Raw genomic sequence first — 26,869 nt, forward strand, 5'->3', positions numbered from 1 at the left:
GTAGAGACGGCTTTTTCAATTTTAAATATTTTAATTAGTGCTCGGTTTCTTCGTCAGCTTCTCCTTCTTCATCGTCGTACTGCTCCAGATAGTAGGCAAAAGAGAAATCTTCCACATCATCTTCCACATCTTCTAAAGTAGTTAATAAATCTTCAAAAATTTCAAGCTGATCGACGCTCATATTGACAAATTCTAAGTGGAGAGGAAGTTTCAGTTCGCCCGAAATCACATCCGAAAGTGCATCCAGATTATCTCCAAAATGTGCAGGAAGTTCTAGCTTTTCTTTAAGCTGAGTATAAAAATCTTCGTAATCCCCAAGATCTGCGAAGTCGATGTATGTAGTGTTCATAGTTTAATTTAAATTTAATGCAAATGTATGAGTTTATCAATTTAATTGAACTTCCAGTTTTTAGTTTTAAGAAAATCCCTGCATTTATTGCAGAAATCAGTTTCCTCATCGGTTGGATTTTTTCCTTCTGCGTCTCTCATAAAGCAGGATTTTTCAGGACAGTGTTTCAGACCCTGTGTATGCCCGATTTCATGGATAGCCACTTTGAAAAACTGTTCGTTTTTATTGTCTTTATTTAATCTGAAATTTGATGCGACACAGGATTTCCCCGGTTGATAGCCTAATCCCATAACTCCAAAATCTATCACAGATCCCTTCGTTGAGCTGATATCATTTGTTGTTAAGCCAATTTTTACGAATCCCTTTTCAGTGTTTTGGCTTAAACTTTTAATGATTGAATCTGCTCTGTACCGATTTCTTTCTTTATAATAAGCTTCTTTCGGTAGCTCGATGGGTTCAAGAACTTTTACGTGCGGATAAATCTTTTTAATCTGGTCAGTAACAAATTTTGTCGTTTCCGAATTCATATCTTTAAAAGGCTGAACCAAAATAACTGCCTCTCTATTATTTTCAATAAGATTTGCCTTTTTATCGCTGCATGAAAACATTAGTAAAAATAATAATCCTGCCAGCAACCAATTATTTCTCCTCAAAACTTTTATAATGATCTTTCGTTAAATATACTTCACCTTTTTTGGTGAAAACAATCCGGTCGCCGTTTCTGTTTCCGCAGTTGTAATTCACGTCGGCTTCAAAATATTTTTTACCTTTAGGAAGTTTTCCTTCACGGTTTCCAAAGTGATCTCCGCCAATGGCTTTTCCCGGCAGAACGTCACAGAGATTTCCCTGCGAAGGATTCCAACCCTGTTTCTTTGCTTCGTTTTTAGTTAAATAATAATCTGGAAGCTGATGATTTTTTTTGACAAAATCAATAACGGTGTTTTCAGCCGTCAATTGATCAATTGAAAGTGTTTTGTCAACTTTTTCAGCTGAATTTTGTCCGGCATTTTCAGTTTGAACCGGAGCTTTCTTCTCTGCGATAAATGTATTATAAATGTACATCGCAGACATCCCGAAAAGAAGTCCCATGCAGGCAAAAAGTATCGAACGTGTTTTGGAATTCATTGTTTATATGTCAATAGTTAATCTAACTTCGTTAGTCAATAGTCAAGTAATAGTCCTAATTGCAAAAATTCACAACTGACAATTCACTTGCATAGCAAAATTCACTTTTACAGTCTCCATTCTTCCGGAATATCACATACCGGAATCGGGTTGATTTTATGCTGGGCAGCTCGGTTCATTCTGCTGAAAATTTTAAAAACTTCCAGATCTCTTCCGCTGTAGTCGTTTTCTGTTTTCGTTCCCCATTCTTTTTGAATTTTTTCCAGTTCGGGATAGGTTGCACCAATCTGCATTTCGTCGGTTCTTTCAGCATCCCAAAGTCCGTCTGTAGGAATAGCTTCCTGAATGTTTTTAACTAAATTTAAAGCTTTTGCCAATGCATAAACTTCAGTTTTATAAAGGTCAGCGATAGGAGAGATATCGACCCCGCCGTCGCCATATTTTGTATAAAAACCAATTCCGAAATCTTCAACTTTATTTCCTGTTCCGCACACCAAAAGTCCGTTGATTTGACCGTAATAATATAAAGTCAGCATTCTCAAACGTGATCTTGTGTTGGCAAAAGCCAGTTTTTCGTTTGGAAATTCATCATCATGCACATCAAAAGTTTTGTACAGTTCCTCAAAAGCAGGGGTAAGATTTACGGACATCGCTTCCACATTGGGGAATTTAGATTTTAAATCATTCATGTGTTCCCAGGCACGGTTTACTTGATCTTCCTTTTGACGGATCGGCATTTCGATCAACAGAGTCTTTAAGCCGGTCATCGCTGCCAAAGTAGAAACCACTCCGGAATCTACACCTCCGGAAACTCCCAAAACATAACCTTTTACTCCTGATTTTTCGGCATAATCTTTTAGCCACTGTACGATATGATCAATTACTTTCTGTGTCTGCATATTTATTTTTATTATTTAAAGTTTTCTTTTTTTAGTTCATACCAGAAGCATTGGTCGCCTTCATCGGTGAACGTTTCTTTTTCTTCAAAACCCAGCTTTCTCAGAACATGATTGGATGCATCGTTCTCCACATCGGCGTATGCAAAAATGATATTGAGTTTCATTTCATTGAAACCAAAATTCAAAACTGCGATCGAAGTTTCCGTGGCATAACCTTTTCCCCAGTAGTCAGGGGTGAAACGGTAGCCAAGATCGTGAATATTCTGATGATTATTGATTTCTTTAATCAGTTTTAAGCCACTCCAGCCGATTAGTTTTCCGTCTTCTTTTCTGATGACCGCCCAGCGGCCGATTCCGTTTTCTGTATATTGTTTCCGGATGCTTTCGATCATTTCTGCACTTTGGCTGATGTCGGTAAGAGGTTTTATTCCCACATATTTTACCACTTCAGGATTGCTGTCCATTGCAAAAAACGCTTCGGCATCTTCAGAAATTATTTCTCTGAGGATAAGTCTTTCGGTCTCAATGAATATTTTTGCCATTAATTTTACTTATTTTTGTAAACTTAAATTTCATGTAAAAATAATGAAGATTTTTAGAATTGCGGCAGTTTCATGCCTTTTAGTTTTAGCTTTAAATTCATGTAAAAAAGAACAGGAAGCACAATGGAAGGTAGAAATCACCAAGCCTGCTGAGAAAGTTTCCATGACAGATATTTCAAAGGAATTTTTTGATCCTAAAGTTTCTCTCGAGCAGTTTCAGGCAAAATTCCCTTGGTTTCAGGGAAGTGTTCCCAATGAAGATTTTATTAAAAGAAGAACTGATCCTCAGGAAATTAAACTGTATCAGGAAGCCGCTTCAAAAATCGATCAGGCAAAACTGGAGAAAGATTTTAATGACCTTTTTTCACACATCAAATATTATTTTCCTGAATTTAAAACTCCAAAGGTTTTTTTATTTTCATCTTCACTGCAGATGATTCAGGATCCGATTTTATATGATGAAAAGACTAATTTTCTTTTTATAGACATCACAGGATTTATGGGTTTTAAAAATCCCAATTACAAAGGATTGGAGCTTTATTTTCAAAAATCAATGAACCCGGACAATATCGTTCCGAAAGTTTCAAGAATTTTTGCCGAAAAGATTGTTCCTTTTTCAACTGATCATCAGAAATTTGTCGATTTGATGCTCTACAGTGGAAAAGTGATGATGCTTCAGGATGCTTTCCTGCCCGAAACACCGGATTATCTGAAAATGGATTACACGAAAGAGCAGTACGACTGGGCAAAAAACAATGAAGCCAATGTCTATAATTATTTTGTGGAAAGTAATCTTATTTTTGGCGACGATCACCGTTTGGTGGAAAGATTTATCAACCCAGGACCGTTCTCAAAATTTTATACAGAAATCGACAACGAATCTTCTCCTATGATCGGAGTTTTCACAGGATGGCAAATCTGCAAATCCTATTTCAGCAAAAATCCGGAAACAAAACTGACGGATTTTATTAAAAAAGATGCCACCCAGATTTTTAACGAAGCGGGTTACACGCCGAAGTTTGAGGAGTAGGGAAGATGGAAGCGGGAAGAACGGAGATGGAAAGGATAATTTAAATTGAAAAATAAATATTAGAAAAATAGAGAAATGAGAAAGACTCAGATTACAATAGATGTTGAGCTGGATGAAAACCACGTCCCTGAAAACATCACATGGAACGCTGAAGATGGCGGAATACAGAAACAGGATACGAAAGCCTTTATGATTTCCGTATGGGACGAAAAAGCTAAAGAAGCTTTAAGAATTGACCTGTGGACAAAAGAAATGCCTGTAGACCAGATGAAAATGTTTATGCACCAGATTTTTGTTTCTATGGGAAGTACGTACCAGAGAGCAACCGGCGAAGATGATGTTGCAGAATGGATCGAGCAGATGGCAGAGGAATTTGCAATCAAATCAGCGATAAAAATGTAAAAAAATCTTTGGCTTATGGCAAATGGCGAATGGCTTTTTGCTGAGAGATCAAAGTAAAGTATAAATAGATTGTAGCAGTTAGCTGTAAAGCTAAATGCCAAAAGCAATAAGCTAAAAGCAAAATATTATGAATTTCAATACAAAAGTTATACACGGAGGACAACACCACGAATCTGCAACAGGTTCTGTGAATGTTCCTGTTTTTTTAACATCCACTTTCGCACAGAAAAGTCCGGGTGTGCATTCAGGATATGAATATTCAAGAGCGGCAAACCCTACAAGACAGGCTTTGGAAGACTCTTTGGCAAGCATCGAAAACGGAGCGAGAGGTTTGGCTTTCGGTTCAGGATTAGCTGCTATCGACTGTGTTTTAAAATTATTAAATCCTGGCGACGAAGTGGTTGCTGTGGACGATTTATACGGTGGAACTTACAGAATGTTCACCAGACTTTTTGAAAAGTACCAGTTGAAATTTACTTTAGTGAATTTTGATGATGCTTCAAAAATCGCAGACGTAATTACAGATAAAACCAAATTAATCTGGGTGGAAACTCCAACCAACCCATTGATGAAACTGGTTGACATCAAAGCAGTGGTGGAAATTGCAAAAGGAAAAGATATTCTGGTTGCCGTTGATAATACATTCGCAACACCATATCTTCAAAGACCAATCGATTTGGGAGCAGATATCGTAATGCACTCAGCGACAAAATATTTAGGTGGTCACTCAGATGTAATTGCTGGAGCTTTGATTGCTAAAGATGCTGAACTGGGAGAAAAACTTCACTTCATTCAGTTTGCAAGCGGTGGCATTTTGGGACCTCACGATTCTTATTTGGTTTTAAGAGGAATTAAAACACTGGCATTAAGAGTTCAGAGACATTCAGAAAACGGAATGGCAGTAGCTAAATATCTTGAATCTCATCCGGCAGTTGCGCAGGTAATTTACCCAGGATTGGAATCTCATCCTCAATACGAGCTGGCAAAAGCTCAGATGAAAGATTTCGGAGGAATGGTTTCTTTTACATTCAAATCCGGGAAAAAAGAAGATGCGATTAAGTTTTTAGAAAAAGTTAGAGTCTTTACTCTGGCTGAATCTTTAGGTGGAGTGGAATCTTTGGCCAATCATCCGGCATTGATGACTCACGCTTCCATTCCTGCAGAAAAACGTGCAGAGTTGGGAATTACCGACGACCTGGTTCGTCTCAGCGTTGGGATCGAAGATGCAGAAGATTTGATTGCAGATTTGGAGAAAGCATTCTCTTAAAATAATACCTTATCAACATCCGTCTCACAGCGGATGTTTGTTTTTAAATTAAATTTTAAAATGAAAAACACAAGAAAGGCTACCATTCAGGATCTACCTCAATTGGCCGAACTGTTTGATCAGTACAGGATTTTTTATCACAAAGAATCAGATATTTCTGCAGCTGAAAATTTTTTAAAGGAAAGAATAAAGAACAGAGATTCTGAAATTTTTGTTGCTGAAAGTGGAGGTCAGTTGGTTGGCTTTGTACAACTGTATCCATTGTTTTCCTCAACAAGAATGAAACGGTATTGGCTGTTAAATGATCTGTTCGTTAACGAAAATTCTCGTGGAAAAGGTTTTTCAAAAGAATTAATTGAAGAAGCCAAAGAACTTGCAAAATCAACAAACTCTGCAGGTATTCTCCTCGAAACCGGAAAATCAAACGACATCGGAAATAAACTCTACGCATCTTGCGGATTTGAAATCTACGATGAGGTGAATTTTTACGAATGGAAAATTTCATAATCTAACAATTTACCAATGTATCAGTTTACCAATTTTTTGATTGTTACATTGCTTAACTGATAGATTGTTACATTAAAATATTACTCATTACCAATTACTCATTACCCATATTAAGATGACAGATTTCGAAAAATACATTCAGAGATATTTAGATTTAATTCCATCAGAAAACTGGCTGGAAGAATTGAAACTGGTTGGTGAAAAAACCGTTTCCCTGTATTCTTATTTGACTGAAGAGCAATCTAAATTTGCGTACGCAGAAGGAAAATGGACTTTAAAGGAAGTGCTTTTGCATCTTTCAGACACAGAGAGAGTTTTTCAGTATCGGATTCTGGCATTTGCTAGAGGTGAAAAATCGGAATTATCTGGTTTTGATGAAGAAAGTTATGCAGCCCATTCCTTTGCGAATGAGAGAAGTTTAGAGTCCTTGTTGAAGGAATATCAACTGGTAAGAAATTCTTCTCTGATTTTGTTGGAAACATTAAATCCTACAATATTGAATAATATCGGAACTGCTAATGGAAACCAAATTTCTGTAGAAACGATTTCTAAATTAATTGTTGGACATAATATTCATCATTTGAACGTGGTGGAGGAGAGATATTTGCCGGAATTGTAAAGGGCAGATATTTTCTGATATTCAGGAATAGAAGGATTTGAATTTGTTTTAAGCAATTCTATCAATACCGATGGGCTTCAGCCTTTTTTTCGGAATCATCTCAAATTTTATAAGTGCGTTTTATCAAAATGTATTTTCAATATTGGATCAGTAGGAACGGGCTTTAGCCCGTTTTTTATGTAAATATTTCATTGGCTTTAGCCAAAATCTAAAATTTTTATAATTTTGATAAAAACAACACAAATGCCTTTTATCAAAATTTATATTCATCTTGTATTTTCTACGTCAGAACGAACCCCATTTTTAAATACATTAGATTTAAGAGTCAAAATATGGAAACATATCAAAGAAAATGCTTCTACAAAGGGAATTTTTATTGACATGGTCAATGGTTACTCGGATCATTGTCATTGTCTTATTTCTTTAGGATCAGATCAGAATATAGAGAAAATTGTGCAGTTGATTAAAGGTGAGAGCTCTCATTGGATTAATAAAAATCAATTAACGAGAGAACGATTTTGTTGGCAGGATGAATATTTTGCGGTTTCAGTTTCAGAATCGAAAGTAGAGTTAGTAAGAAATTATATTAAAAATCAGGAAAAGCATCATCAGCATAAAAGTTTTGCAGATGAATATCAAGAGTTTATTGAAAAGTATAACTTTAAAATGTAAGTTTTGGCTAAAGCCGAATGAATGCTTAATTTTGAAGGCGGGCTAAAGCCCGCCCCTATTGAATTATGGAAAACATCATCAATATATTAAAATCCGGCGGCACTATCCTTTACCCGACAGATACCATCTGGGGAATCGGTTGTGATGCCACAAACATAGACGCCATCAATAAAATTTTCGACATCAAGAAGCGCGAAAAAAACAAATCCATGATTATTCTGGTGGAAACCGAGAAGAGATTGCAGGATTTGGTTGACGTTCCGGAAATGGCGTGGGAAATTATGGATTTAAGTGAAAAACCGGTGACGTTGGTTTATCAAAACCCGAAAGGTTTGCCGAAAGAATTGCTGGCCGAAGACGGAAGCATAGGAATTCGTCTCGTAAAAGATCTGTACTGTAAAAAGCTGATTACAAAACTGAATAAGCCTTTAGTATCTACCTCAGCCAATTTCAGTGGCGAAAAAAGTCCGTTGAAATTTTCTGATATTTCTCCTGAAATTATTGATTTGGTGGATTATGCAGTGGAAGAAAACAGAGAAAAAGTCTCAGAATATTCAGGCTCTTCCGTGATAAAAATATGGAGTGATAATCGTGTAAAAGTTTTGAGAGAGTGATGTAATATCGCACAGATTTCACGGATTTTCACTGATTTTTATTCGTTATTTTTTAAAATTTAATCATTAATTTTTTTTCGATGTACCCGGAGAATGTAGTTTATCAGAAAATTGTAAATAAACGGTGTCATGCTGAGCCCGTCGAAGCCTTCAAACTTATGTGCTCCAAATATTTTTAAAGTATTACGCTTAAAACTTATTCTTACGTAATCCTTAGACAAACTCAGGATTAAAGTGGTGAACATCTATCGATCAACGGTGTCAGGCTGAGCCTGTCGAAGCCTTCAAACTTATGTGTTCTAAATATTCTCAAAGTATTAAACTTAAACTCATGTGACTCATGTGTCAAAAAAATCTTTTGTGACTTTTGTGGTTTAAAAAAATACATTTAATGTAAATATTTATCTTTGCAAAATTATAAGCGATGTCTGAACTCAGTATTTAAATTGGTCAAGCATCCATCATCTCACATCCAACATCCAGCATAAAAAATGTTCATCAACCTCAATCAAAATCAAAACCTCAAACTTTTCAAAATTATTTCTGAAGTCGCTGCAGCCAACAACCAATCAGTGTACATCGTTGGTGGTTTTGTGCGCGATCTTTTAATGAAAAGAAAAGCTTCAACGGATATTGATTTTGTGACCGAGCAGAGTGGAATTGAACTGGCTCAAAATGTAGGAAAGGAAATTGATCCCAAGATGAATGTTTCGGTGTTTAAAACATACGGAACGGCGATGATCAGATACAAAGATCTCGAACTGGAATTTGTAGGCGCAAGAAAAGAAAGCTATACCGAAGACAGCCGTAAACCGGAAGTGGAGGGCGGTACGATTGAAGATGATCAGAAAAGAAGAGATTTCACCATCAATGCGATGGCAATTTCTTTAAATAAAGATAATTTCGGGGAACTGATCGATCCTTTTGACGGAATCGGTGATCTTCAGAAGGAAATACTGAGAACACCTTTAGAACCTGCTCAAACGTATTCTGATGATCCGTTAAGAATGATGAGGGCGGTACGTTTTGCATCAACTTTAAATTTTACCATTGAAGAAAATTCGTTGGAAGCCATAAGACAGGAAGCGGAAAGAATCAAAATTGTTTCTATGGAAAGAATTATGGTTGAGTTTAACAAAATTATGCTTTCTGAAAAGCCTTCTGTCGGTTTGAAATTAATGGAAGAAACAGGTTTAATGAAATTAATTATTCCTGAACTTATTGATTTGAAAGGCGTTGAAGAAGTAGAAGGTCAAACACACAAAGACAATTTTTACCACACGTTGGAAGTGGTTGATAATATTTCCGAAAATACAGATAACCTTTGGCTTCGTTGGGCAGCATTGCTTCACGACATTGGAAAAGCTCCGACAAAGAAATTTGTAGACGGAACGGGCTGGACTTTCCATGGGCACGAGTTTTTAGGTTCGAAAATGGTGAAAACCTTATTTCAGAAACTGAAATTACCTTTGAATGCTGATATGAAATACGTTCAGAAGATGGTGAAACTGTCGTCACGTCCGATTGCACTGGTAACGGATGATGCTTCAGATTCTGCATTGAGAAGACTTTTGTTTGATGCCGGCGAAGATCTGGAAGATCTGTTTACGCTTTGTAAAGCGGATATCACAACGAAAAACTCAAGAAAGCAGGAAAGATTTAAGAAAAATTTCCAGTATGTTGCAGTGAAAATCAAGGAGGTTGAAGAAAAAGATCAGGTAAGAAATTTCCAGCCACCAATTTCCGGAGAAGAAATTATGGAAATGTTTAACCTGAAACCTGGTAGAGAAATAGGAATTTTAAAGGAAAAAGTAAAAGAAGCCATTCTGGAAGGCGAGATTGGCAATGACAGTGAGGAAGCACGAAACTTCGTGATTGCTGAGGCCGAAAAATTAGGACTTAAACCTGAATAGATTTAGTTTTAATCTAAAACTTATCAATACAAAAAACCTCTTTCAAAATCAATTGAAAGAGGTTTTGTTATTTTAAAAAGTTTGGTCACTTTACTTTGAAACAATCAGTTTCAGATTCTGTTTACCATTTTCAGTTTCAAACTGTACAATATAATTTCCTGTTTTTAATTCAGAAATATTGACCGTTTTATCAACAGTTTTTGCCTGTTTTACTAAAGCTCCGGTGATACTGTAGATTTTCACCAAAACTTCTTTGTCTGTATTGATTTTAATGAAATCTGTCGCAGGATTAGGATACAAACTAATCTTAACTGGTGCTTTCTGATTTTCAGCAGTTGCCAGAACAGCGGTGTATTCATTAATTACTCCAACGGCATTCAAATCAAAACCTGATGATGCAAAAGGAGTAGGGAACGGGTCAATCGCTACATTTCCGTAACTGTCAAATGTTCTGTATCCTTCAACATTGCTTCCTACAACATCAATAATTTTTACATGAGTAATCTGAGATTTATTTAAAAGCGGATTATCAGGAATATCACTGATGTCAAAAGGAGTTCCGAAGCCTGAAATATACTTTCCTGCAAAATTATTCAGATACGTTGCATCCATTGTTGCAAAGCCAGGTCCGCCCGCATCAGGCGCATTCTGCACATAATCTGCAGGATACTGATTGTGAGAAGGGAACCGGAAAAAGTTGATTCCGTCTGAACTCACTTCCACAAAAGCGAGCTCTAAGAATGCTTTTCCGGTTTGGTTAGACATAAACCCGTTTTCAAAAACTGCAAAATCAAATCCGCTGTCGTTGGTAATTGGTTTTGCAAAAGTAAGAACTGCCGTTCCGCCGTCACCAAGACAGACCACAGAACTGTTGGGTGCACCGATAGCGCTGTCAGGAGCTCCAACTGATGCATAAGCTGTCTGTGAACCGTTAATTTGTTGCAAACCACGTACAACAGTTGCTCCCGTTGCCCACGATTTAAAAAGCGTACTGTTAGCCGGAATTGCTGTTGTTCCCGCAACATTGGCTTGTGGAGGATAAGTCTGAGCCATCAAAAAATGAGCAGATAGAAACGCAGCTGCGAAGAATATATTTTTCATTTTATTTCTTTAGATTATTTAATGATGAATTTTTCACTTGTCTGAATGTTTTTTCCTGAAATCTGAATAATGTAGTTTCCTTTATTTAAACCTGAAACCGTAATTCCGTTTTGGTAAACACCGGATTTAACGATTCTTCCTGAAAGATCAACGATTTTAAACTGAGCTCCGTCAGCATTTTTCACGTAAAGAACATCTGAAACCGGGTTTGGATAGATTGAAATATTATTTGTGAATTTCGCTGCATCAGAAACAGAGAGATTACCCGGAGTGAATACGTTTTTATAAACATTGTTTGTGCCACCTGTTGTGGTAAATGTATTCAACAGCGTTCCTGTCTGATTATAAACATTGACTGTAGATGTCGGACCAAAATCTGTGTTGGCCTGGAAAATTTTACCGTCTATCGCCGAAAAACCATAGAAGTCTCCATAGCTTCCACTTGGCGTTGTTGTGAAAAGTGGAGTACTGCTGAATGTAAGCAGGTCTGTATCTAAAGAATACACATTGCTTTGTGTAACTCCCGCAATGAAAAGTTTTGTTCCTTCCGAAGTAAATTTTAATGCTTCATACTGCGAAGGAGGTTGAATGGCTGCATTTGTAATGCTTGCCGCCACTGTGTCTGTAGCAGTATTGATTTTATAAACTGTAGATCCTGCCGAGGTTGTACATAAGGCAAAAATATCATTTCCAATTACAGTAATCGCTTGCAGACCGCTGCTGAGAGTAATGGTTTTAACAATTGTGTTTGTAGTAGGATCGATTACATCAATACTGTTTCCTGCTCTGTAAGAAGACTTATTCACATAAACTTTCCCGTTTACAGTAACAATTTCTTCAGGATCCTGACTTAACGGAATGTTTGTTATAAAAGCTAAGGTATTGGCATCATGAACTGATACATGCTGTGCCGTTTGCGATCCCCAGTTACTGGTATAAATTTTTCCGCTGGCTATTGTAGTATATCTTGGCTGAGAAATATTATTGGTGATTACAGCAGATTTTACAAAACTCGCTCTGTCGGCTACAACAACTTTGTCTGAATTATTTAAAACTAAATAAGACTTGTCTCCACTGAAATAGATAGACTGTAAAACATCACCTAAGACTTCACCGTTATTGGCTAAACTGTAAATGTTATTGGTAACGTTGTTATTAGCATCAATATATGAAATGCTTGCGTTAGATTGATTGTAAACTCCTTCGTTGGACACAATATATCCATTAGAGTACTGTGCAGACATCAATGCGAATCCTGCCACTGTAAAGCTCAGTCTTAAAAATTTAGAGTAAAATTGTTTCATTTTTGAATTATTTGATTGAATTATTATGTTGATTTAAAATTATTTATATAAAAAGGTTAAATGTCCCGGGATATCGCCGGTCTGTACTTTCCATTTCAGTTTCCCGAATTTGTTGTAGCAGAAAAGTTCGCCGGATGAAGTGTAATCTTTGGCATCGCCAATGAAAATATCTCCGTTCTCGCGGTTCGCAGCTATACCGTAAGGAATTACAATTTGAGACTGAGTTCCGTCTGTGATGAAATTGCTGCTCGTTTGTGCGAAAGTATCGGTATTGATAATTCCGTAACCGCTGGATGTTCCACTTGATGTATATTCATAACTGAAATAGTACAGCCTGTTTTCAATAATAGAAAAATCACTGATGGGTAGATTTATTTCTTTAACAACCTGATCGTTCTGTGGATTTAAAACATAGGTTTTAGCAGGAATATTTCCGAAATTTCCTCTTGAAGTCACCCAGAGCTTTCCGGTATCGTCCTTTTTAATTTTACTTAAATTGATGGCAACAGGAATTTTTTTTATCTCGGTAAAAGTATTCAGATCAATGACAGAAACCGTGTTGTCATAATCGGGATAGCTGTAGCCCCCGGAATTGGCAACGTATAATTTGTCGCCTACCACTTCAAGTTCATCCGGCTGTTTCCCAACGTCAACCTGACCTACGATTTGCAGAGTATTTACATCTACTTTCACCACATAACCAGGCTGCGAGACGCCTACCGCACCTCCATAAGACGTGATATAAGCATAGTTGCCATGAAAATTGATGTACCTGCAGTTTGGAATTTTTATCTCGCCGATGTGTTTTGCTGTTTTGGCATCCATCACTTCAACAAAATTGGAAAGATTGATTACTGCATACAGTTTATCCTTATATACTTTAATGTCATTTCCAACATCTCCAAGGCTGTTGACAACGGTTGGGTTCTGGGCATTGTAATAATTTTTGGTGAAAGCTCCGGTAGAATAATCAAAGAAATCTATTGACGCTTTATTGCTGCCCATATTTCCCTCATTTAACACGTAAAGCCCTTTAATATTGATATTTTCAGGCTCCTGAACTCCCGAAACCGTCGCTCCGTAATTGATATAATCGTAATCTTCTCTACAAGAATGAATGCCAAGAATTAAAAGAAAAGCTAAAAGTATCTGTATATTTTTCATTTTTAAATTCTGCTTTTAAAAGTTAACTCTCAAATTAACCCTGTAATTTCTCCCCGGCATCGGATAATTTTTAATGACGCTGTAGTTTTGGTCTAAAAGATTATTCACCTCAAGTCCGAGTCTGAATTTCCAGCCCTTAAGTTTAAATTCACGTGTACCCGAAATATCACTGCTGTACCACGGCTGCTCATAGTTTTCAGGAATATTTTCGGACATATTGTAGCGTTCGCCAACGTAAATGTAGCTGTAATTCAGCTGCCAGTCTTTGTAGGTGATTCCCAGAAGCATGCTTCCGTTGTGCTTTGCAGTATACGGAATCTGATTTCTGTAATAGGATGTGATGTTGGATTTTGTAATGTTTAAAGCCTCTGTAAAAGTGTAGGTAAATCGGCTGCTGAATAACAGATTTTGCGAAAGCAACCAGATGGCCTGTGCCGAAACGTCTGCGCCTTTTATTTCAACCTCACCCAGATTCGTCATCGTCCAGCGGAATTGTTGCCCTTTCGGATATGCGATAATTTTGTCCCGAACTCTGTTGTAATAGGCATCAGCGATGATATTGATATTCTGTAAAACGCCTGTTTCAAAATCTTTATTAAAGGTAAAACCTACATCATACTGATTGGTAAATTCAGGTCTCAGTTGCGAACTTCCAACTTCTGCATAATACAAGTCATTAAAAGTCGGCATTCTGAAAATTCTTTTATAGAAACCATGTAATTTAAAGTCTGCGGCAAATGGCTGATAGGATGCGAAAACAGTCGGTGTAAACTCTGAACGGTTTTGAGGAACGGAAAACGTCGTGTTTTCAATTTTTTCCTGAACAAAAGTTCCCAAAACACTTCCCTGAATTTTAAATTTATTAAAATCAAACTGTGTCGCCAATGCAATCAGTTCTGTATGTCTTTGCGGATAGGCAAACTGCCTCAGATTTGAATCTAAAGTATTGTACTGATAATCTGCGGAAAGATTGATCTTCCAGAATTTATACGGTGAATACTGTTGTGCTGTAGAAATATAGAATTCCTGTTGCTTATAAACATTGTCAATAAATAGAGGCGTTCCGCCCGGATTATCATTGTAATATCTTGTATAATCATCAGCAAATTTAGAATTGATCTGAAACTTATATCTGGATGAAATTTCTTTTTCAAAACTTCCCTGCACAAAAAAGTTTTTATCCCATTGTCTGCTTGAAGAAATATCCCCATTTCTGATGATGGCACCCGGAACACCTCGCTCAGAATCGTAATAGTAACCTTTGAGTTTCCAAATTCCGTTATTGATTTTCCCGAAAACACCAGCTTCTGCACGAAGAGCTTCGATGTCGCCGTTTTCTCTTATTCCGCTTCGTTCCCAGCCCAGACTTCCGTCCGGCAATGCCACTTTTTGATGAAATTTATATCGTCCGTGTCCTGTAAGATATTCCGTATTTAAAGAAATACTGATGTTATCCGTCAATTTCTGCTCTAATAAAATGGAAGGATTTACCACACCAAAAGAACCCGAACGGTAGTTGAAATTAACATTGGTCTTTTTTGAATTGATAAAAACAGGCGTTCTGCTTCGCAAATAAATAGATCCCGAAGAACCAAAATCTTTCGCCGCCTGAAAAATTTCGCTTTTCTGTCCGTTATAAAGTGAGATGGATTCTAAATTATCCAGTGAAAATCTTCCAAGATCAACGGTTCCGTTTTGAGCATTGCCAATAGGAATTCCATCATAGAAAACCCCAACATGCTGCGTTCCCATTGCACGGATATTTACCGTTTTCATGCCACCGATTCCGCCGTAATCCTTAATCTGAATTCCGGAAAAATACCGTACAGCATCTGCCACAGAAGTACTGTTGAGTTTTTCGAGTTCTGCTCCCGAGAGTTTTTGTGAAGAAATAACCCCGGTCTCCTGACGCTTTCTGTTGAAAATAATATCGCGGATTACGGTCGTTTCAATACTGTCTGACGCTGTCTTTTGTGCAAAAACAGATGTAGGTACAGCTAGCATTACCAGCAGGGCAGAAGAGTAAAAATATTTCATTCAGTTTAAATAAAATCCGGAAGAATCGTTCTGAATGAATAGATAGAAGGTAATAACCTGTTTTGCGCAATGCAAAAAGGGAAAAGGACCGACTGCGCTTCATTCCACGAAAGCTTCATCAAAAAAATGCTTTAGAAAGGTATCTGACTTATATTTCTGAATTTCTTAGAAATACTTACAGTAGCGGGTCTGCTTCGGATTTACACCGAATTCCCTTTTTTAAAACGTTGCAAATTTAAGCTTTTAAATAAGAACTGACAATGAGAAATTAATAATTTAAGAATGACTTTTTTACAGAATCTATAAAAAGCTGGAATCAAAATAAAAAGGCAACAGATCTTTTACTGAGCTGACCTTGTAAATCTCATCGGTAACGCTTGCAAAATAGATTTCAATATTCTGGTTCTGTTTCGTTTCGTACTCCATCAGACTCTGACGGCAGTTGCCACATGGTGGAATAGGAGGTGTTTTACTGGAAGATTCCCGTGGACCACCCACAACGAAGATTTTGCTGATTTTCTCATCCGTAAAATTGGCTGCAACCCAATAGACAGCAGTTCGCTCAGCACAAAGTCCGGAAGGAAACGCGGCATTCTCCTGATTGTTGCCTGAAAATATTTCACCATTTTCAAGAAGCACGGCACAGCCAACCAAAAAATCGGAGTAGGGAGCATAGGCGTTTTCTCTTGCTTTTTTCGCCGTTTCCAAAAGGGAAATTTCGGTTTCATTCAGCTCGTTTTTTGCTGTAAAATGCTCGAAATGGATCTGAAAATCTTTTTTCATTCAAATTAAATAAAGGGAGCTAAAAGTAAAACAATTTCCAACGGTGACAAAATTTGTTTTTTCTAACCTTCTTGGAATTTAGATTTAAGTTTTTAATATGACTGATATTCAATTGATTAAAATTGACTTTGGAAACGGAGGCGTTAAAAAATTTAAAAAAAATTCCGTTAAGAAATTTCCACTGTTTGAGTGGCGGCAAAAATGTCTTTTAAAAAGATTAGTCTTCTTTCCGCCCGAGTTTTGGAAATTTTAGGAATTTATTTGAAATTTTAGCCGAGTTTGACTTCGTCGAATCAAGGATTTCCAAGTCTTGAACTTTTGGTTCTTTTGCTTCAAGGCAAAAGAACAGATAATCATCACTTATTTTAAAGGATGATAATATTTCGTTAAGCAGTCTTGTTCTTGGTCTAATCTTTTAATAACCTTCCCCAAATTTCACTCTTATTTCGTACTTTTAAATTTTTAAAACAAAAACTTCATGTTATACACACCGATCAACTTCAGAAATGTAGAACTTAAAAACCGCTGGGTAATGTCGCCAATGTGCATGTACAGCAGCGATAACGGACTTGCCAATGACTTTCATTTCGTGCATTATGTAAGCCGTGCTCAAGGCGGAACCGGATTAATCTTTGTAGAAGCCACTGCCATAGAACCAAAAGGACGAATCACCAATCACTGCATGGGAATCTGGAATGATGAACAGGCAAATGCGTTGAAAAGAATCGTTGATTTCGTACATAAGAATACAGAATCCAAAATTGGAATTCAGCTGGCACACGCGGGCAGAAAAGGTTCTACATGGGAAAACAAGCAGATTTCGCTTGAAGAAGGTTGGGAAACACTGGCTCCAAGCCCGATCCCGTATCACCCGACTGAGAGAATTCCTCATGTCTTAAGTGTAGAAGAAATAAAAGAGCAGGTTCAGAATTTTAAAGCTGCAGCCAAAAAAGCTGTAGATGCAGGCTTCGATGTCATAGAAATTCATGCTGCTCACGGTTACCTCGTTCATCAGTTTCTGTCGCCGCTATCCAATACCAGAACAGATGAATACGGCGGAAGTTTTGAAAACAGAAGCCGTTTCCTGCTTGAAATAGTAGATGCTGTCAATGAAGAATTGAACGAGAATGTAGCACTTTTCGTAAGAATTTCAGGAACGGAATATGCGGAAAACGGTTGGGATATCAACGACAGTGTAGCGCTTGCAAAAGTTCTGAAAGATCACAATGTTGATTTAGTAGATGTTTCAAGCGGTGGAAATATCCATGGGGCAAAAATAGAGGTGAAGCCAATGTATCAGGTTCATCTGGCAGGTCAGGTGAAAAAAGAAGCTGATGTAAAAACCGGAACTGTTGGATTAATTACCAGCGCAGAGCAGGCAGAATACATCATGCAGCAAAATGATGCAGACCTTATATTTGTGGCGAGAGAAATTCTCAGAAATCCGTTTTTGGCAGTACAGAGTTCGTTTTCAGCAAATAAAGAATGCTTCTTTCCACACCAATACCTCCGCGCAAAACTGTAATTAAAAAGAATTACTTCCATCCTTAACCTCAGCCTCAACCTTAACCTCCAAAAATGAAAATAGAAGACTACATGCTGTCCTGCCCAAGCAAGAAATTTCTCGGAATAGAATGTTTCGGATGTGGTACACAGAGGGCGATTGTGCTGGTTTTTCAGGGGAGGTTTGTGGAAGCATTTCACATGTTTCCCGCGGTGTACACGGTTTTGCTCTTTTTCATAACGGTAATTCTCACATTTGTAGACCGGAAAAGAAACTACGGAAATATCTTAGTTATTTTAGGAATACTTAATGCACTAATCATGGTAATTTCTTATTTTTATAAACGAATTTAAACTATCACAAATAAATTATGGAACAACAAAAATTACCAAACGCTACTACGGTACTTGTTTTAGGCATTGTATCTATCGTAGGAACCTGCTGCTGTTCAGGTCTTGTAGGCATTATCTGTGGATTAATCGGGATGAATTTATACAACAAAGACAAAGTGTTGTATGATCAAAATCCTGCTGTCTACACAGATTTTCAAAATCTTAATACCGGTAGGATTTTATCCATTATCGGCTTAGTTTTAGGAGCTATTCAGGTTCTTTACTTTGTATATATTCTTGCTACAGTTGGCTGGGATGGATACATGGAGCAGATGCGTGGAATCACCAACATGGGAAGAGGCTGAAATTAAATTAACAACTTTACCGAAAGGCCGCGTCATTGCGGTCTTTCTTTTGATATAACAGCAAAAATTTAATATCATCAAAACTTCTGCATATCTGAAACTACAGTTGCAGATACAGCTCAATAAAAAAAATTAAACATTAATAAATTATGAATCAACAAAGTTTACCCAATGCTACGGCGGTGCTGGTATTAGGAATTTTATCGCTTGTAGCATGCTTTTGCTACGGAATCCCAGGGATCATCTGTGGCGTAATCGCACTGGTTTTGTACAGCAAGGATAAAAAACTGTACATGGCAAATCCGCAACTGTACAATAACTACAGCAACCTGAATACAGGAAGAATTTTAGCAATTATTGGAGTTGTTTTAGGCGTGCTTTTCCTGGCATTTATGATTTGGTACATTTCGCTGATCGGTTTTGAAGCACTTTCAGATCCGGAATTACTGAAAGAGAGAATGGAAGAATTACAAAACAGATAAAAACCTTTCTACAATTAAAAAGACCGCTCATTCCGAGCGGTCTTGCTTTTTCAGTCAGGCTGTAGCAATACAGTCTTTATCGAATTTTTTATCCTTATCCTGGTACTTTGCTTCCCATTCCTCAAGCTGAAACATAATGGGCAGCAGAGCCAGACCTTTTTCAGTAAGCGAATATTCCACCCTTGGAGGGATTTCTTTAAATTCCTCACGAATCACCAGACCATCGGTTTCCATTTCTCTCAGCTGGTCGGTAAGCACTTTTCTGGAAATCACATTGATTCTCGCCGCCAGTTCACCAAAACGCAGTTTCCGGTCTTTAATAACGAGCACAATAATGGGTTTCCACTTGCTTCCCAATGCCGCCATCGCCTTCCCAAGCGGACAGCTGTAGGCCATCAGTTCATTTTTTTTCATAATAATTCGATTTAAGTTTAGTTTTTTAGTTGTTGTATTAGTAGAGCATTTCACTTAATAGTTACAATTTTTCTCAATTAAAAGTATGATAATGAAAAGCTTAAATATGAACTTACAATGTAGAGCTTTTTTATTCATTAATCATTATTTCATACCGATAATTGAGGGTTACCTCAAAGTTACTATCAAATGTTACTGCAAAGTTACCACTTTTTTATATTGAAAGATACAAATACGAACTATTATTAGTTACTTTGTGTAACAATTAGATAACAGTAACGAAAATGAGCATACAATCATTATTTAAACCATTTACATACAGGAATTTAGAATTGAAAAACAGAATCGTAATGGCTCCCATGACCAGAGCGCAGTCAGACAACGGAGTTCCTACACAACAGATCGCTGACTATTACGCGAGAAGGGCAGAAGCTGAGGTAGGACTGATTCTTTCTGAAGGAACAGTAATCGACAGACCAGCTTCAAAAAATATTCAGAACATCCCGGATTTTTACGGAACTGAAGCGTTGAACGGCTGGAAAAATGTCATTGATGCCGTACATGAGAATGGCGGAAAAATGGGACCTCAGATTTGGCATGTGGGAGATACCAGAAGTTCTGAAGATTATCCTTTGGTAGAAATGGAAAAAGCTTCCACAATGACTTTGGAAGATATTAAAGATACCATCACCAAGTTTGCAGAATCTGCTAAGGCTGCGAAGGATTTAGGCTTTGATGTTTTGGAAATCCATGGTGCTCACGGGTATTTGATTGACCAGTTTTTCTGGGAAGGTACCAACACGAGAACCGATGAATATGGTGGAAAAACAATTGCAGAAAGAAACCGTTTTGCGGTAGACGTTGTAAAAGCAATCAGGACAGCAGTTGGTGAAGATTTTACCATTATTCTGAGACTTTCTCAGTGGAAGCAGCAGGATTACACAGCAAGAATTGCCAACACGCCTGAAGAAATGGAAGAATGGCTTTTGCCTTTACGCGATGCGGGTGTTGATATTTTCCACTGTTCGCAAAGACGTTTTTGGGAAGAGGAATTTGAAGGTTCTGATTTGAATTTTGCAGGCTGGGCAAAGAAAATTACAGGTCAGCCCACGATTACTGTAGGTTCTGTAGGTCTTGACGGTGATTTCATGAAAGCTTTCGCTGGAGAAGGAACTGAAAAGAAAACCGATTTTACTGAACTGACCCGCAGACTGGAAAGGGGCGATTTCGACTTGGTAGCAGTTGGAAGAGCAATACTTCAGGATCCGGAATGGGTTTTAAAAATTAAAGACAATAAAACAGATGAGCTGGAAAATTTCTCGGCAGAAAGTCTTGCTGTTTTATATTAAACAACAGTAAATATTGATTTGTTAGATCAAAAGAACATATAATTTACCTATTTATTTTTTTCTAAACAACGCGGTTTTCATTATCTGAAAGCTGCGTTGTTCTTTTATTAGACATGATTAAATAATTAAAGTCAGGAATTTTAAGTCTTCTTAATATTAGGAGAACTGGGCTTTAGCCCTTTTTATCCAATGACAGATAAACTTTTAAAACCAAGTAATTACAAATTACGGACATTCATTTAAAATTTAATTAATCCATAATTTGAAACAAAAAACCAAATACAATACGCCTACTATTATTTAAATTATTCAATAATCACAATTGTCTACATTTGCATTCATTAATTTTCAAAAAAAATGACAGTTCACGATTTAGTTGGAAGCTACACGATTCAAGGTAGTAATCAGGTGATGGAAGATGATTTTACTTATCAGGGAATTTTAACTTTAAACCTTGACGAAAATAACCGCATCAGTGCAGAATGGATGATCGGCGAACATGTTCAGACCGGGAAAGGTTTTTTTAAAGACAATATTCTTGTTATCAATTTCCAGTATGAATCTGAAGAAAATGAGATTTTTAAAGGAGTTGCTGTCTACCGGTGCATGAATGAGAATATTCTGGATGGATTTTGGTCTGAAAAGCACGGCGATCCACGCTATTTAGGAAGTGAATATTGTGTTAGAATCAGTAATTCAAAATATTTAAACTAATCTGAAAAATCAATTGAAACTTAATTTCGACTAAAAAAAACATTGGCTTTCGATATTCCGAAAGCCAATGTTCTTAGTAAAAAATAATCTGTATCGTTTATCTGTGTCTTACACCACGCTGATGGTAGTCAACCTGTGGATTGGGAGCATCATGATTTTTAAAATCTGATTTAATTTTTGCCGGATCAAAATGTCCGTGGGTATCTTCTATACTTTGCGCAGGCGTTTGGTATTTGATCTCCTTACCGTTTTTGAAATACTGGTTGTCAACAGTACGGTAGATCTGATTTTCAGAATAAGTGTTTCCATCCGGTGCTGTAAAAGTTTTCGGAGCCTGTGGTTTCTTTTTTCGGAATCCAAGTACCGTAATTCCACCTACCACTACTGCTGCTGCGATGCCTAGTGCGAATTTCGCTGGTGTTTTCATATTGATTTGATTTTGGGGATAAACACACAAATTGCTTGCCAAGAAATTGAAAGGCGACGTTGAGGTAACGCCAATCAGTTTTTAAGATTGTATTAGACAATGTTTCATCAACACATTTTGGAACTGAAACATTACCCTCAATTCTTTTTAAAATCATCCAAATAGCTGACAGAATTTTAATGTCGAAAGACTCAGAATTTTCGTGTTATCTAAATTAAAAGCATTACCTCCCGATAATTTTCAAATTCAACCCTCACAACGCCAACATCATTGCGAGCGAAGCACCCCGCACCCCGCACCCCGCATCCCGCACCACGCACCCGCACCTTCCAACACACATACCACATTTACAAATTCATTCCACCCTCGGCAAGATACTTGCATTGAAAAATAAACCAAATCAAATTATTATGAATGCACCTTGCGAACCGGCGACTCTCACTGAGAATTGCACTTCGCAGACTTTCCTGAAAGATGTTATTGAAGGCTTGTCTGCTCATCCCAAAAAACTCTCTTCCAAATATTTTTACGACAAAAACGGTGACCGCCTTTTTCAGCAGATTATGGCAATGCCTGAATATTACCTTACCCAGTGTGAACTGGATATTTTTAAGAATAAAACTGAGGAACTGGTTTCTGCCATTGGTTTTTCCACACCTTTTGATCTGATCGAACTGGGCGCCGGAGATGCAATGAAATCATCATACCTTTTGGAGCATCTTTGTACTCTCGACTGCGATTTCAGCTATATGCCGATTGATATTTCAGGAAATATACTTTCGGTTCTGAAGGAAAATCTTTCCGAAAAAATTCCTTCACTGAATATTATTCCTCTGGAAGGCGATTATTTTGATATGCTTGATAAAGCGACACGCCTTTCAGACAGAAGAAAAGTCGTTCTTTTTCTCGGTGGAAATATAGGAAATATGCCACCTGAAGAAGCTTTACAGTTTTGCATGGAATTGAGAAAAAGACTCACTCCTGGTGATCTTTTAATTACTGGATTTGATCTTAAAAAAAATCCACACACGGTACTGGCAGCTTATAACGACGAAACCGGAATCACCGCTTCATTCAATTTAAATTTACTTAAAAGAATGAACCGTGAGCTGGATGCGGACTTTGATTTGGATAAATTTAAACATTATCAGACCTATGACCCTGTATCAGGAGCCTGCAGAAGTTTTCTGGTCAGTCTTGAGGCACAGAAAATCCATATCGGTAATCACATGATCAGTTTTAAAGAAAACGAACTCATCGATATGGAGATTTCACAGAAATTTTCTCCCGAAGATATTCAGAATCTGGCTAAAGAATCGTGGTTCAGAATTGTAAATGAAATTAAGGATTCTAAAGAATGGTTTGTAGATTCAATCTGGACTGTATAATTTAAAACTAAACGCAATGGAAACGAAAACCGCACCTGAAAACAGAATATTTAACCTTACAGCTTCGGAGCGATTTACTCAAATCAGAAACCGGTCAATGGAAATCTGCAGACCTTTGGAAACTGAAGATTACGTAGTGCAGCCCGTGGTAGATGTAAGTCCGCCGAAATGGCATTTAGGTCACACCACCTGGTTTTTTGAAACCTTTCTGTTGCAGCCTCATTTTCCGGATTATAAAGTTTTTGACGAACAGTACAATTTTGTATTCAACAGCTATTATGAAACATTAGGAGCAAGGGTAATCCGCACCGACAGAGGAAATTTAAGCCGCCCATCGGTAGCCGATGTGTTCAGATACCGTGAATATGTAGACCGTCACATGAACGACTTTCTCGAAAGTAGCTTTTTTACATCTGAACTGGCTGATTTGGTCGAGTTAGGTTTAAACCACGAAGAGCAGCATCAGGAATTACTGGTAACCGATATCAAATATATTTTAGGACACAATCCGCTTTTTCCTGCCTACACGAACGATCAGGTTTCAGAAAAACGGACTGAAGCGCCTGTAGAAATGATTTCTTTCTCTGAAGGAGTATATGAAATTGGCTTTAAAGGCGAAGGTTTCTGCTTCGATAACGAATTGGGCAGACATAAAGTGTATCTGAACGATTATAAAATTTCTACCGAACCGGTTACCAACCGGGAATACCTCGAATTTATGAACGCTGGCGGTTATGAAGATTTCAGACACTGGCACGCAGAAGGCTGGGACTGGGTAAAAATGACAAACGCTCAGTCACCGCTGTACTGGCACAAAGTAGATGGAGTCTGGATGAATTATACCTTCAACGGTTTGCAGGAAATTGACCTGTCTGAACCGGTTTGTCACATCAGTTTCTTTGAAGCTTCAGCATTTGCATCATGGAAGGGAATGAGACTTCCCACCGAAGCAGAGTGGGAGGTAGCTTCTGACCATTTCGACTGGGGAAGACGTTGGGAATGGACTAATTCTGCCTATCTTCCGTATCCTGGATTTAAAAAAGAAGCCGGAGCAGTAGGAGAGTATAATGGTAAATTTATGGTCAATCAGATGGTTCTCCGCGGAGCTTCAGAAGCCACCCCGCCCGACCACAGCCGCAAAACCTACCGTAATTTTTTCCCGACCAATCTGAAATGGCAGTTCACCGGAATCAGACTGGCAAAATAATAAACACTCAAAATTCTTACAATATCCTCAACCCCAAATCCATCCATCATCACAGGCAATGCCAATCAACCGTATCTCGTACCCTCAAACTAACCAACATAATATTTTGGTTGCTACAACGGCACCCCGCATCTCGTACCCTCAAACTCTCAAACTCCTACAATTCCACCCGCATCGTAAAGCAGGTAAAATCATCATCCGAACGTACAGAAAGTACACCGCTGTGTGCTTTGGCTATTTCTGAAGAGATGTAAAGTCCCAGTCCCAAACCGTTTTGATTGGAGTCTGTGCCCTCACGGTGGAAAGGATTGAAAAGATTGCCTATCGCTTCTTCATTAATTTTCCGTCCCTGATTGGTGACAGAAATTTGCCAGAATTTTTCTGCAGTCTCAGCGTTGATGAGTACCGGAGTATCAGATGAACCATGGGTTATTGCATTAGCGAGAAGATTGGAAACCAATTGTGAAATCCGGCCGGGATCACATTCTATGGTTGTACTGATTTTAAAATCAGATTCAATAATTCTGTCCGGTACAGAAACTTTCAGTTCGCTGCTCACTTCATTCAGCAGCTGTTCAAGATCCACGGTGGTTTGGGTAACTGTGATTCCGCCTCCCAGCCTGCCACGGGCAAGATCCATAATATTGTTGATCATTTCATACATTCTTCTTGAACTGGAATGTACAATGTTCATCAGCTTTCTGTCACGCTCACTCAGTTCAGATCTTGTGAGAAGCTGTGCAGCACTCATAATTCCACCGAGGGGATTCCGGAGATCATGACCCAGCACAGCAATAAACTGCTCCCGGATAACTGCCTGCTGCTGCTCTGTATCTAAGTTCTTTTCTGCAAGCTTTTTAGCCATCTGAAGATTTTCCTCATACAGACGTCTGTCCGTTGCCTGAAAAAGTGTGAACCGGAAAAAGAGGGGTTTATTATTTTCGTCTTTTCTCTCGTAGCCGTTGATGTAAACGGGAATTCTGCCCTTGCCGGTATCTGTGAGTTCTACAGAAACTTCGTCAAAATGTCCCTGTATACGCAGTAAAGGCCAGAGGTGGGTTTCAAAATAAATTCTGCCGCCAACTGCAAGAAGGTCAGAAAAGCGTTTTCCAGCCAATTGGTCGGGCGTGCTGTTGAGCCATTTGGCTGCACGGGAGTTGATTCGTGTGATTTTCCCATTGGCGTCTGCGATGACAAATCCGCACAGTGAAGATTCAAAAAAGTCTTCAAAATCCTCAGAAAAATTACTTGATGGAATATCAGTCATTTAAAAAATCTCTTATCGCTTTGGTTGTTTCTTCGGGAGCACTGAGATTGGGGCAATGCCCTGTCGCATCCATCACTACCAGAGTACTTCCAACCATTTTTTTATGCATATATTGGCCAACCTCTACCGGTGCGATAACGTCGTTGCTGCATTGAAGTATGACAACAGGAATCTCTGAATCACCGAGCAGATCGCGTTTATCCGTTAAAAATGTTGTGCGGGCAAAGTGTTTTGCTATTTCAGGATCTGTTTTGCAGAAACTGTTGGTCAGTTCCTGTGCGAGTTCTCCTCTCTCAGGATTTCCCATAATCACGGGAGCTATTGTTGCTGACCATCCCAGGTGATTGTCATTCATTGAACCTAGAAGCTCATCAATTTCCAATCTGCTGAAGCCGCCTACATAATCTTCATCGTTGATGTAGGAAGGAGAGGGGGAAACCATGACCAGTTTTGTAAAAACGCCTGGAGCCATTTTTGAGGCTATCAGACCCATAATGGCACTTACGGAATGTCCTACAAATACGGCATCCGAGATTTTAAGCTCCTGTGCAATTTCTACAATATCTTCAGCGTAGCCTTCAAGGCGGCTGTATTTTGAAAAAGAATAGGAAGAAAGATCTGAGTTTCCTGCACCTACGTGATCAAAAAGCACAGTGGTATATTTTTCCTCAAAAGCGGGTGAAACATAACGCCACATATTCTGGTCACAGCCGAAACCGTGGGCAAAGAAAATTACATTCTCTCCGCTTCCTTTTATTGTGACATTATTTCTTTTGAGAACGCTCATAGAGTATAGTTTCTGCAAATCTACTCAATTAAATCTGAAATATTTATTAATTCTCAGATTCATAAAGATTTACATGACCACGCCCCAGCATCCCATTTTCCCCACAATCCAAGCAAAAGATCAATCTACCCGGTCACTGATCACAATTTGAAAATTGTCATCCACACCAAACACCAACACCAACACTCCGCATCCCGCATCCTAAGACCCTCACACCCTCACACCCTAAAACCCTCAAACTCTCAAACCGAATAACTCACTACATATCACCCATCACTCACCCCGCATCCCGCACCCCGCACCCT

30 protein-coding genes and 1 riboswitch are annotated in these 26,869 nt (G+C 38.1%); of the genes, 16 read left to right on the forward strand and 14 right to left on the reverse strand.

Annotation, left to right across the window (positions count from 1 at the left end; translation table 11 throughout):
- Nucleotides 1-34: 34 nt before the first annotated feature.
- The 5 genes from ASG21_RS08100 to ASG21_RS08120 form a co-directional block, all read right to left on the reverse strand.
- Complete coding sequence (locus ASG21_RS08100; RefSeq protein WP_056078075.1) at nt 35-349, reverse strand: barstar family protein; 315 nt, start codon at nt 347-349, stop codon at nt 35-37.
- A 41-nt stretch (nt 350-390) separates the two neighbouring features.
- Nucleotides 391-1,002, reverse strand: a complete 612-nt coding sequence (locus ASG21_RS08105; protein WP_128414253.1) for a matrixin family metalloprotease — start codon at nt 1,000-1,002, stop codon at nt 391-393.
- The gene (locus ASG21_RS08110; protein ID WP_056078081.1) at nt 989-1,474 is read right to left on the reverse strand and encodes a ribonuclease domain-containing protein; all 486 of its coding nucleotides are present in this window, start codon (nt 1,472-1,474) and stop codon (nt 989-991) included. Before ASG21_RS08110 ends, ASG21_RS08105 begins: the two co-directional genes overlap by 14 nt.
- A gap of 107 nt (nt 1,475-1,581) precedes the next feature.
- Nucleotides 1,582-2,373, reverse strand: coding sequence for an NAD(+) synthase (gene nadE, locus ASG21_RS08115; protein WP_056078084.1), 792 nt, complete (start codon nt 2,371-2,373; stop codon nt 1,582-1,584).
- Nucleotides 2,374-2,384: 11 nt separating this feature from the next.
- Nucleotides 2,385-2,915 carry a GNAT family N-acetyltransferase gene (locus ASG21_RS08120; RefSeq protein WP_056078087.1) on the reverse strand — a complete coding sequence of 177 codons (531 nt, stop codon included), beginning with the start codon at nt 2,913-2,915 and terminating at the stop codon, nt 2,385-2,387.
- Nucleotides 2,916-2,958: 43 nt separating this feature from the next.
- Here ASG21_RS08120 and ASG21_RS08125 point away from each other — a divergent pair, with 43 nt between their 5' ends.
- The 8 genes from ASG21_RS08125 (at nt 2,959) to ASG21_RS08160 (ending at nt 9,939) form a co-directional block, all read left to right on the forward strand.
- Nucleotides 2,959-3,945, forward strand: coding sequence for a hypothetical protein (locus tag ASG21_RS08125; protein WP_056078090.1), 987 nt, complete (start codon nt 2,959-2,961; stop codon nt 3,943-3,945).
- A 75-nt stretch (nt 3,946-4,020) separates the two neighbouring features.
- Nucleotides 4,021-4,347 carry a gliding motility protein GldC gene (gldC, locus tag ASG21_RS08130; protein WP_056078094.1) on the forward strand — a complete coding sequence of 109 codons (327 nt, stop codon included), beginning with the start codon at nt 4,021-4,023 and terminating at the stop codon, nt 4,345-4,347.
- A gap of 127 nt (nt 4,348-4,474) precedes the next feature.
- Complete coding sequence (locus tag ASG21_RS08135) at nt 4,475-5,614, forward strand: cystathionine gamma-synthase (protein WP_056078097.1); 1,140 nt, start codon at nt 4,475-4,477, stop codon at nt 5,612-5,614.
- 60 nt (nt 5,615-5,674) lie between these two features.
- Nucleotides 5,675-6,121, forward strand: coding sequence for a GNAT family N-acetyltransferase (locus ASG21_RS08140; RefSeq protein ID WP_056082249.1), 447 nt, complete (start codon nt 5,675-5,677; stop codon nt 6,119-6,121).
- Between the two features lie 115 nt (nt 6,122-6,236).
- Nucleotides 6,237-6,740 (forward strand): DinB family protein, encoded by a 504-nt coding sequence (locus ASG21_RS08145; RefSeq protein WP_056078100.1) that lies wholly within the window; start codon nt 6,237-6,239, stop codon nt 6,738-6,740.
- Nucleotides 6,741-6,983: 243 nt separating this feature from the next.
- Nucleotides 6,984-7,412 carry an IS200/IS605 family transposase gene (gene tnpA, locus ASG21_RS08150; protein WP_056078103.1) on the forward strand — a complete coding sequence of 143 codons (429 nt, stop codon included), beginning with the start codon at nt 6,984-6,986 and terminating at the stop codon, nt 7,410-7,412.
- A gap of 65 nt (nt 7,413-7,477) precedes the next feature.
- Entirely contained in the window at nt 7,478-8,026 is a 549-nt protein-coding gene (locus tag ASG21_RS08155) for an L-threonylcarbamoyladenylate synthase (protein WP_056078106.1), read from the forward strand.
- Nucleotides 8,027-8,517: 491 nt separating this feature from the next.
- The gene (locus ASG21_RS08160; RefSeq protein WP_056078108.1) at nt 8,518-9,939 is read left to right on the forward strand and encodes an HD domain-containing protein; all 1,422 of its coding nucleotides are present in this window, start codon (nt 8,518-8,520) and stop codon (nt 9,937-9,939) included.
- A 90-nt stretch (nt 9,940-10,029) separates the two neighbouring features.
- Here the strand turns inward: ASG21_RS08160 and ASG21_RS08165 are convergent, their stop codons facing one another.
- The 5 genes from ASG21_RS08165 to cdd form a co-directional block, all read right to left on the reverse strand.
- Nucleotides 10,030-11,040, reverse strand: coding sequence for a T9SS type A sorting domain-containing protein (locus tag ASG21_RS08165; protein WP_082482399.1), 1,011 nt, complete (start codon nt 11,038-11,040; stop codon nt 10,030-10,032).
- A 14-nt stretch (nt 11,041-11,054) separates the two neighbouring features.
- Nucleotides 11,055-12,344, reverse strand: coding sequence for a DUF5074 domain-containing protein (locus ASG21_RS08170; protein ID WP_056078114.1), 1,290 nt, complete (start codon nt 12,342-12,344; stop codon nt 11,055-11,057).
- Between the two features lie 39 nt (nt 12,345-12,383).
- A complete protein-coding gene (locus tag ASG21_RS08175) occupies nt 12,384-13,508 on the reverse strand; it encodes a DUF5074 domain-containing protein (protein ID WP_056078117.1) in 1,125 nt (374 codons plus the stop codon).
- 15 nt (nt 13,509-13,523) lie between these two features.
- Nucleotides 13,524-15,545 carry a TonB-dependent receptor gene (locus ASG21_RS08180; RefSeq protein WP_056078121.1) on the reverse strand — a complete coding sequence of 674 codons (2,022 nt, stop codon included), beginning with the start codon at nt 15,543-15,545 and terminating at the stop codon, nt 13,524-13,526.
- Between the two features lie 116 nt (nt 15,546-15,661).
- A riboswitch (cobalamin riboswitch) is annotated at nt 15,662-15,807 on the reverse strand.
- A 38-nt stretch (nt 15,808-15,845) separates the two neighbouring features.
- Nucleotides 15,846-16,328 carry a cytidine deaminase gene (gene cdd, locus ASG21_RS08185; protein WP_056078124.1) on the reverse strand — a complete coding sequence of 161 codons (483 nt, stop codon included), beginning with the start codon at nt 16,326-16,328 and terminating at the stop codon, nt 15,846-15,848.
- Nucleotides 16,329-16,806: 478 nt separating this feature from the next.
- Here cdd and ASG21_RS08190 point away from each other — a divergent pair, with 478 nt between their 5' ends.
- From ASG21_RS08190 to ASG21_RS08205, 4 genes are all read left to right on the forward strand, one after another.
- Nucleotides 16,807-17,853, forward strand: coding sequence for an NADH:flavin oxidoreductase/NADH oxidase (locus tag ASG21_RS08190; RefSeq protein WP_056078126.1), 1,047 nt, complete (start codon nt 16,807-16,809; stop codon nt 17,851-17,853).
- Between the two features lie 53 nt (nt 17,854-17,906).
- Complete coding sequence (locus tag ASG21_RS08195; protein ID WP_056078130.1) at nt 17,907-18,185, forward strand: DUF2752 domain-containing protein; 279 nt, start codon at nt 17,907-17,909, stop codon at nt 18,183-18,185.
- A 17-nt stretch (nt 18,186-18,202) separates the two neighbouring features.
- Nucleotides 18,203-18,529 (forward strand): CCC motif membrane protein, encoded by a 327-nt coding sequence (locus ASG21_RS08200; RefSeq protein ID WP_056078133.1) that lies wholly within the window; start codon nt 18,203-18,205, stop codon nt 18,527-18,529.
- A 149-nt stretch (nt 18,530-18,678) separates the two neighbouring features.
- On the forward strand, nt 18,679-19,011 hold the full coding sequence (locus ASG21_RS08205; protein WP_056078135.1) for a CCC motif membrane protein: 333 nt from the start codon (nt 18,679-18,681) through the stop codon (nt 19,009-19,011).
- A 54-nt stretch (nt 19,012-19,065) separates the two neighbouring features.
- Here the strand turns inward: ASG21_RS08205 and ASG21_RS08210 are convergent, their stop codons facing one another.
- A complete protein-coding gene (locus ASG21_RS08210; protein ID WP_056078138.1) occupies nt 19,066-19,425 on the reverse strand; it encodes a helix-turn-helix domain-containing protein in 360 nt (119 codons plus the stop codon).
- Nucleotides 19,426-19,709: 284 nt separating this feature from the next.
- Here ASG21_RS08210 and ASG21_RS08215 point away from each other — a divergent pair, with 284 nt between their 5' ends.
- Nucleotides 19,710-20,774 (forward strand): NADH:flavin oxidoreductase, encoded by a 1,065-nt coding sequence (locus tag ASG21_RS08215; RefSeq protein WP_056078142.1) that lies wholly within the window; start codon nt 19,710-19,712, stop codon nt 20,772-20,774.
- Nucleotides 20,775-21,131: 357 nt separating this feature from the next.
- Complete coding sequence (locus tag ASG21_RS08220; RefSeq protein ID WP_056078146.1) at nt 21,132-21,488, forward strand: hypothetical protein; 357 nt, start codon at nt 21,132-21,134, stop codon at nt 21,486-21,488.
- 97 nt (nt 21,489-21,585) lie between these two features.
- On the opposite strand, the gene ASG21_RS08225 is transcribed toward ASG21_RS08220, so the two are convergent.
- Nucleotides 21,586-21,915 (reverse strand): hypothetical protein, encoded by a 330-nt coding sequence (locus tag ASG21_RS08225; RefSeq protein WP_056078149.1) that lies wholly within the window; start codon nt 21,913-21,915, stop codon nt 21,586-21,588.
- Nucleotides 21,916-22,325: 410 nt separating this feature from the next.
- On the opposite strand from ASG21_RS08225, the gene egtD reads away from it, so the two are divergent.
- Both egtD and egtB read left to right on the forward strand, forming a co-directional pair.
- Nucleotides 22,326-23,303: an L-histidine N(alpha)-methyltransferase gene (egtD, locus tag ASG21_RS08230; protein ID WP_056078152.1), complete on the forward strand. Its 978-nt coding sequence runs from the start codon at nt 22,326-22,328 to the stop codon at nt 23,301-23,303.
- Between the two features lie 16 nt (nt 23,304-23,319).
- Nucleotides 23,320-24,510, forward strand: a complete 1,191-nt coding sequence (gene egtB, locus ASG21_RS08235; RefSeq protein WP_056078155.1) for an ergothioneine biosynthesis protein EgtB — start codon at nt 23,320-23,322, stop codon at nt 24,508-24,510.
- A gap of 157 nt (nt 24,511-24,667) precedes the next feature.
- Here the strand turns inward: egtB and ASG21_RS08240 are convergent, their stop codons facing one another.
- Complete coding sequence (locus ASG21_RS08240) at nt 24,668-25,777, reverse strand: PAS domain-containing sensor histidine kinase (RefSeq protein ID WP_056078157.1); 1,110 nt, start codon at nt 25,775-25,777, stop codon at nt 24,668-24,670.
- On the reverse strand, nt 25,770-26,564 hold the full coding sequence (locus ASG21_RS08245; protein ID WP_056078160.1) for an alpha/beta hydrolase: 795 nt from the start codon (nt 26,562-26,564) through the stop codon (nt 25,770-25,772). The genes ASG21_RS08240 and ASG21_RS08245 overlap by 8 nt, the downstream gene beginning before the upstream one ends.
- Nucleotides 26,565-26,869: the final 305 nt, after the last annotated feature.

The organism is Chryseobacterium sp. Leaf394, from assembly GCF_001424105.1.
In the GTDB taxonomy this organism is placed as follows: domain Bacteria; phylum Bacteroidota; class Bacteroidia; order Flavobacteriales; family Weeksellaceae; genus Chryseobacterium.

Bases quoted from the DNA above. Each gene is read 5' to 3' on its own strand.
- ASG21_RS08125 (WP_056078090.1), top strand. From the start codon at position 2,959: ATGAAGATTTTTAGAATTGCGGCAGTTTCATGCCTTTTAGTTTTAGCT.
- ASG21_RS08120 (WP_056078087.1), bottom strand. From the start codon at position 2,915: ATGGCAAAAATATTCATTGAGACCGAAAGACTTATCCTCAGAGAAATA.
- ASG21_RS08210 (WP_056078138.1), bottom strand. From the start codon at position 19,425: ATGAAAAAAAATGAACTGATGGCCTACAGCTGTCCGCTTGGGAAGGCG.
- ASG21_RS08110 (WP_056078081.1), bottom strand. From the start codon at position 1,474: ATGAATTCCAAAACACGTTCGATACTTTTTGCCTGCATGGGACTTCTT.
- egtB (WP_056078155.1), top strand. From the start codon at position 23,320: ATGGAAACGAAAACCGCACCTGAAAACAGAATATTTAACCTTACAGCT.
- ASG21_RS08225 (WP_056078149.1), bottom strand. From the start codon at position 21,915: ATGAAAACACCAGCGAAATTCGCACTAGGCATCGCAGCAGCAGTAGTG.
- ASG21_RS08140 (WP_056082249.1), top strand. From the start codon at position 5,675: ATGAAAAACACAAGAAAGGCTACCATTCAGGATCTACCTCAATTGGCC.
- ASG21_RS08245 (WP_056078160.1), bottom strand. From the start codon at position 26,564: ATGAGCGTTCTCAAAAGAAATAATGTCACAATAAAAGGAAGCGGAGAG.
- ASG21_RS08100 (WP_056078075.1), bottom strand. From the start codon at position 349: ATGAACACTACATACATCGACTTCGCAGATCTTGGGGATTACGAAGAT.
- ASG21_RS08170 (WP_056078114.1), bottom strand. From the start codon at position 12,344: ATGAAACAATTTTACTCTAAATTTTTAAGACTGAGCTTTACAGTGGCA.
- cdd (WP_056078124.1), bottom strand. From the start codon at position 16,328: ATGAAAAAAGATTTTCAGATCCATTTCGAGCATTTTACAGCAAAAAAC.
- ASG21_RS08200 (WP_056078133.1), top strand. From the start codon at position 18,203: ATGGAACAACAAAAATTACCAAACGCTACTACGGTACTTGTTTTAGGC.
- tnpA (WP_056078103.1), top strand. From the start codon at position 6,984: ATGCCTTTTATCAAAATTTATATTCATCTTGTATTTTCTACGTCAGAA.
- ASG21_RS08215 (WP_056078142.1), top strand. From the start codon at position 19,710: ATGAGCATACAATCATTATTTAAACCATTTACATACAGGAATTTAGAA.
- egtD (WP_056078152.1), top strand. From the start codon at position 22,326: ATGAATGCACCTTGCGAACCGGCGACTCTCACTGAGAATTGCACTTCG.
- ASG21_RS08175 (WP_056078117.1), bottom strand. From the start codon at position 13,508: ATGAAAAATATACAGATACTTTTAGCTTTTCTTTTAATTCTTGGCATT.
- ASG21_RS08155 (WP_056078106.1), top strand. From the start codon at position 7,478: ATGGAAAACATCATCAATATATTAAAATCCGGCGGCACTATCCTTTAC.
- ASG21_RS08145 (WP_056078100.1), top strand. From the start codon at position 6,237: ATGACAGATTTCGAAAAATACATTCAGAGATATTTAGATTTAATTCCA.
- gldC (WP_056078094.1), top strand. From the start codon at position 4,021: ATGAGAAAGACTCAGATTACAATAGATGTTGAGCTGGATGAAAACCAC.
- ASG21_RS08180 (WP_056078121.1), bottom strand. From the start codon at position 15,545: ATGAAATATTTTTACTCTTCTGCCCTGCTGGTAATGCTAGCTGTACCT.
- ASG21_RS08135 (WP_056078097.1), top strand. From the start codon at position 4,475: ATGAATTTCAATACAAAAGTTATACACGGAGGACAACACCACGAATCT.
- ASG21_RS08220 (WP_056078146.1), top strand. From the start codon at position 21,132: ATGACAGTTCACGATTTAGTTGGAAGCTACACGATTCAAGGTAGTAAT.
- ASG21_RS08240 (WP_056078157.1), bottom strand. From the start codon at position 25,777: ATGACTGATATTCCATCAAGTAATTTTTCTGAGGATTTTGAAGACTTT.
- ASG21_RS08205 (WP_056078135.1), top strand. From the start codon at position 18,679: ATGAATCAACAAAGTTTACCCAATGCTACGGCGGTGCTGGTATTAGGA.
- ASG21_RS08190 (WP_056078126.1), top strand. From the start codon at position 16,807: ATGTTATACACACCGATCAACTTCAGAAATGTAGAACTTAAAAACCGC.
- nadE (WP_056078084.1), bottom strand. From the start codon at position 2,373: ATGCAGACACAGAAAGTAATTGATCATATCGTACAGTGGCTAAAAGAT.
- ASG21_RS08165 (WP_082482399.1), bottom strand. From the start codon at position 11,040: ATGAAAAATATATTCTTCGCAGCTGCGTTTCTATCTGCTCATTTTTTG.
- ASG21_RS08195 (WP_056078130.1), top strand. From the start codon at position 17,907: ATGAAAATAGAAGACTACATGCTGTCCTGCCCAAGCAAGAAATTTCTC.
- ASG21_RS08160 (WP_056078108.1), top strand. From the start codon at position 8,518: ATGTTCATCAACCTCAATCAAAATCAAAACCTCAAACTTTTCAAAATT.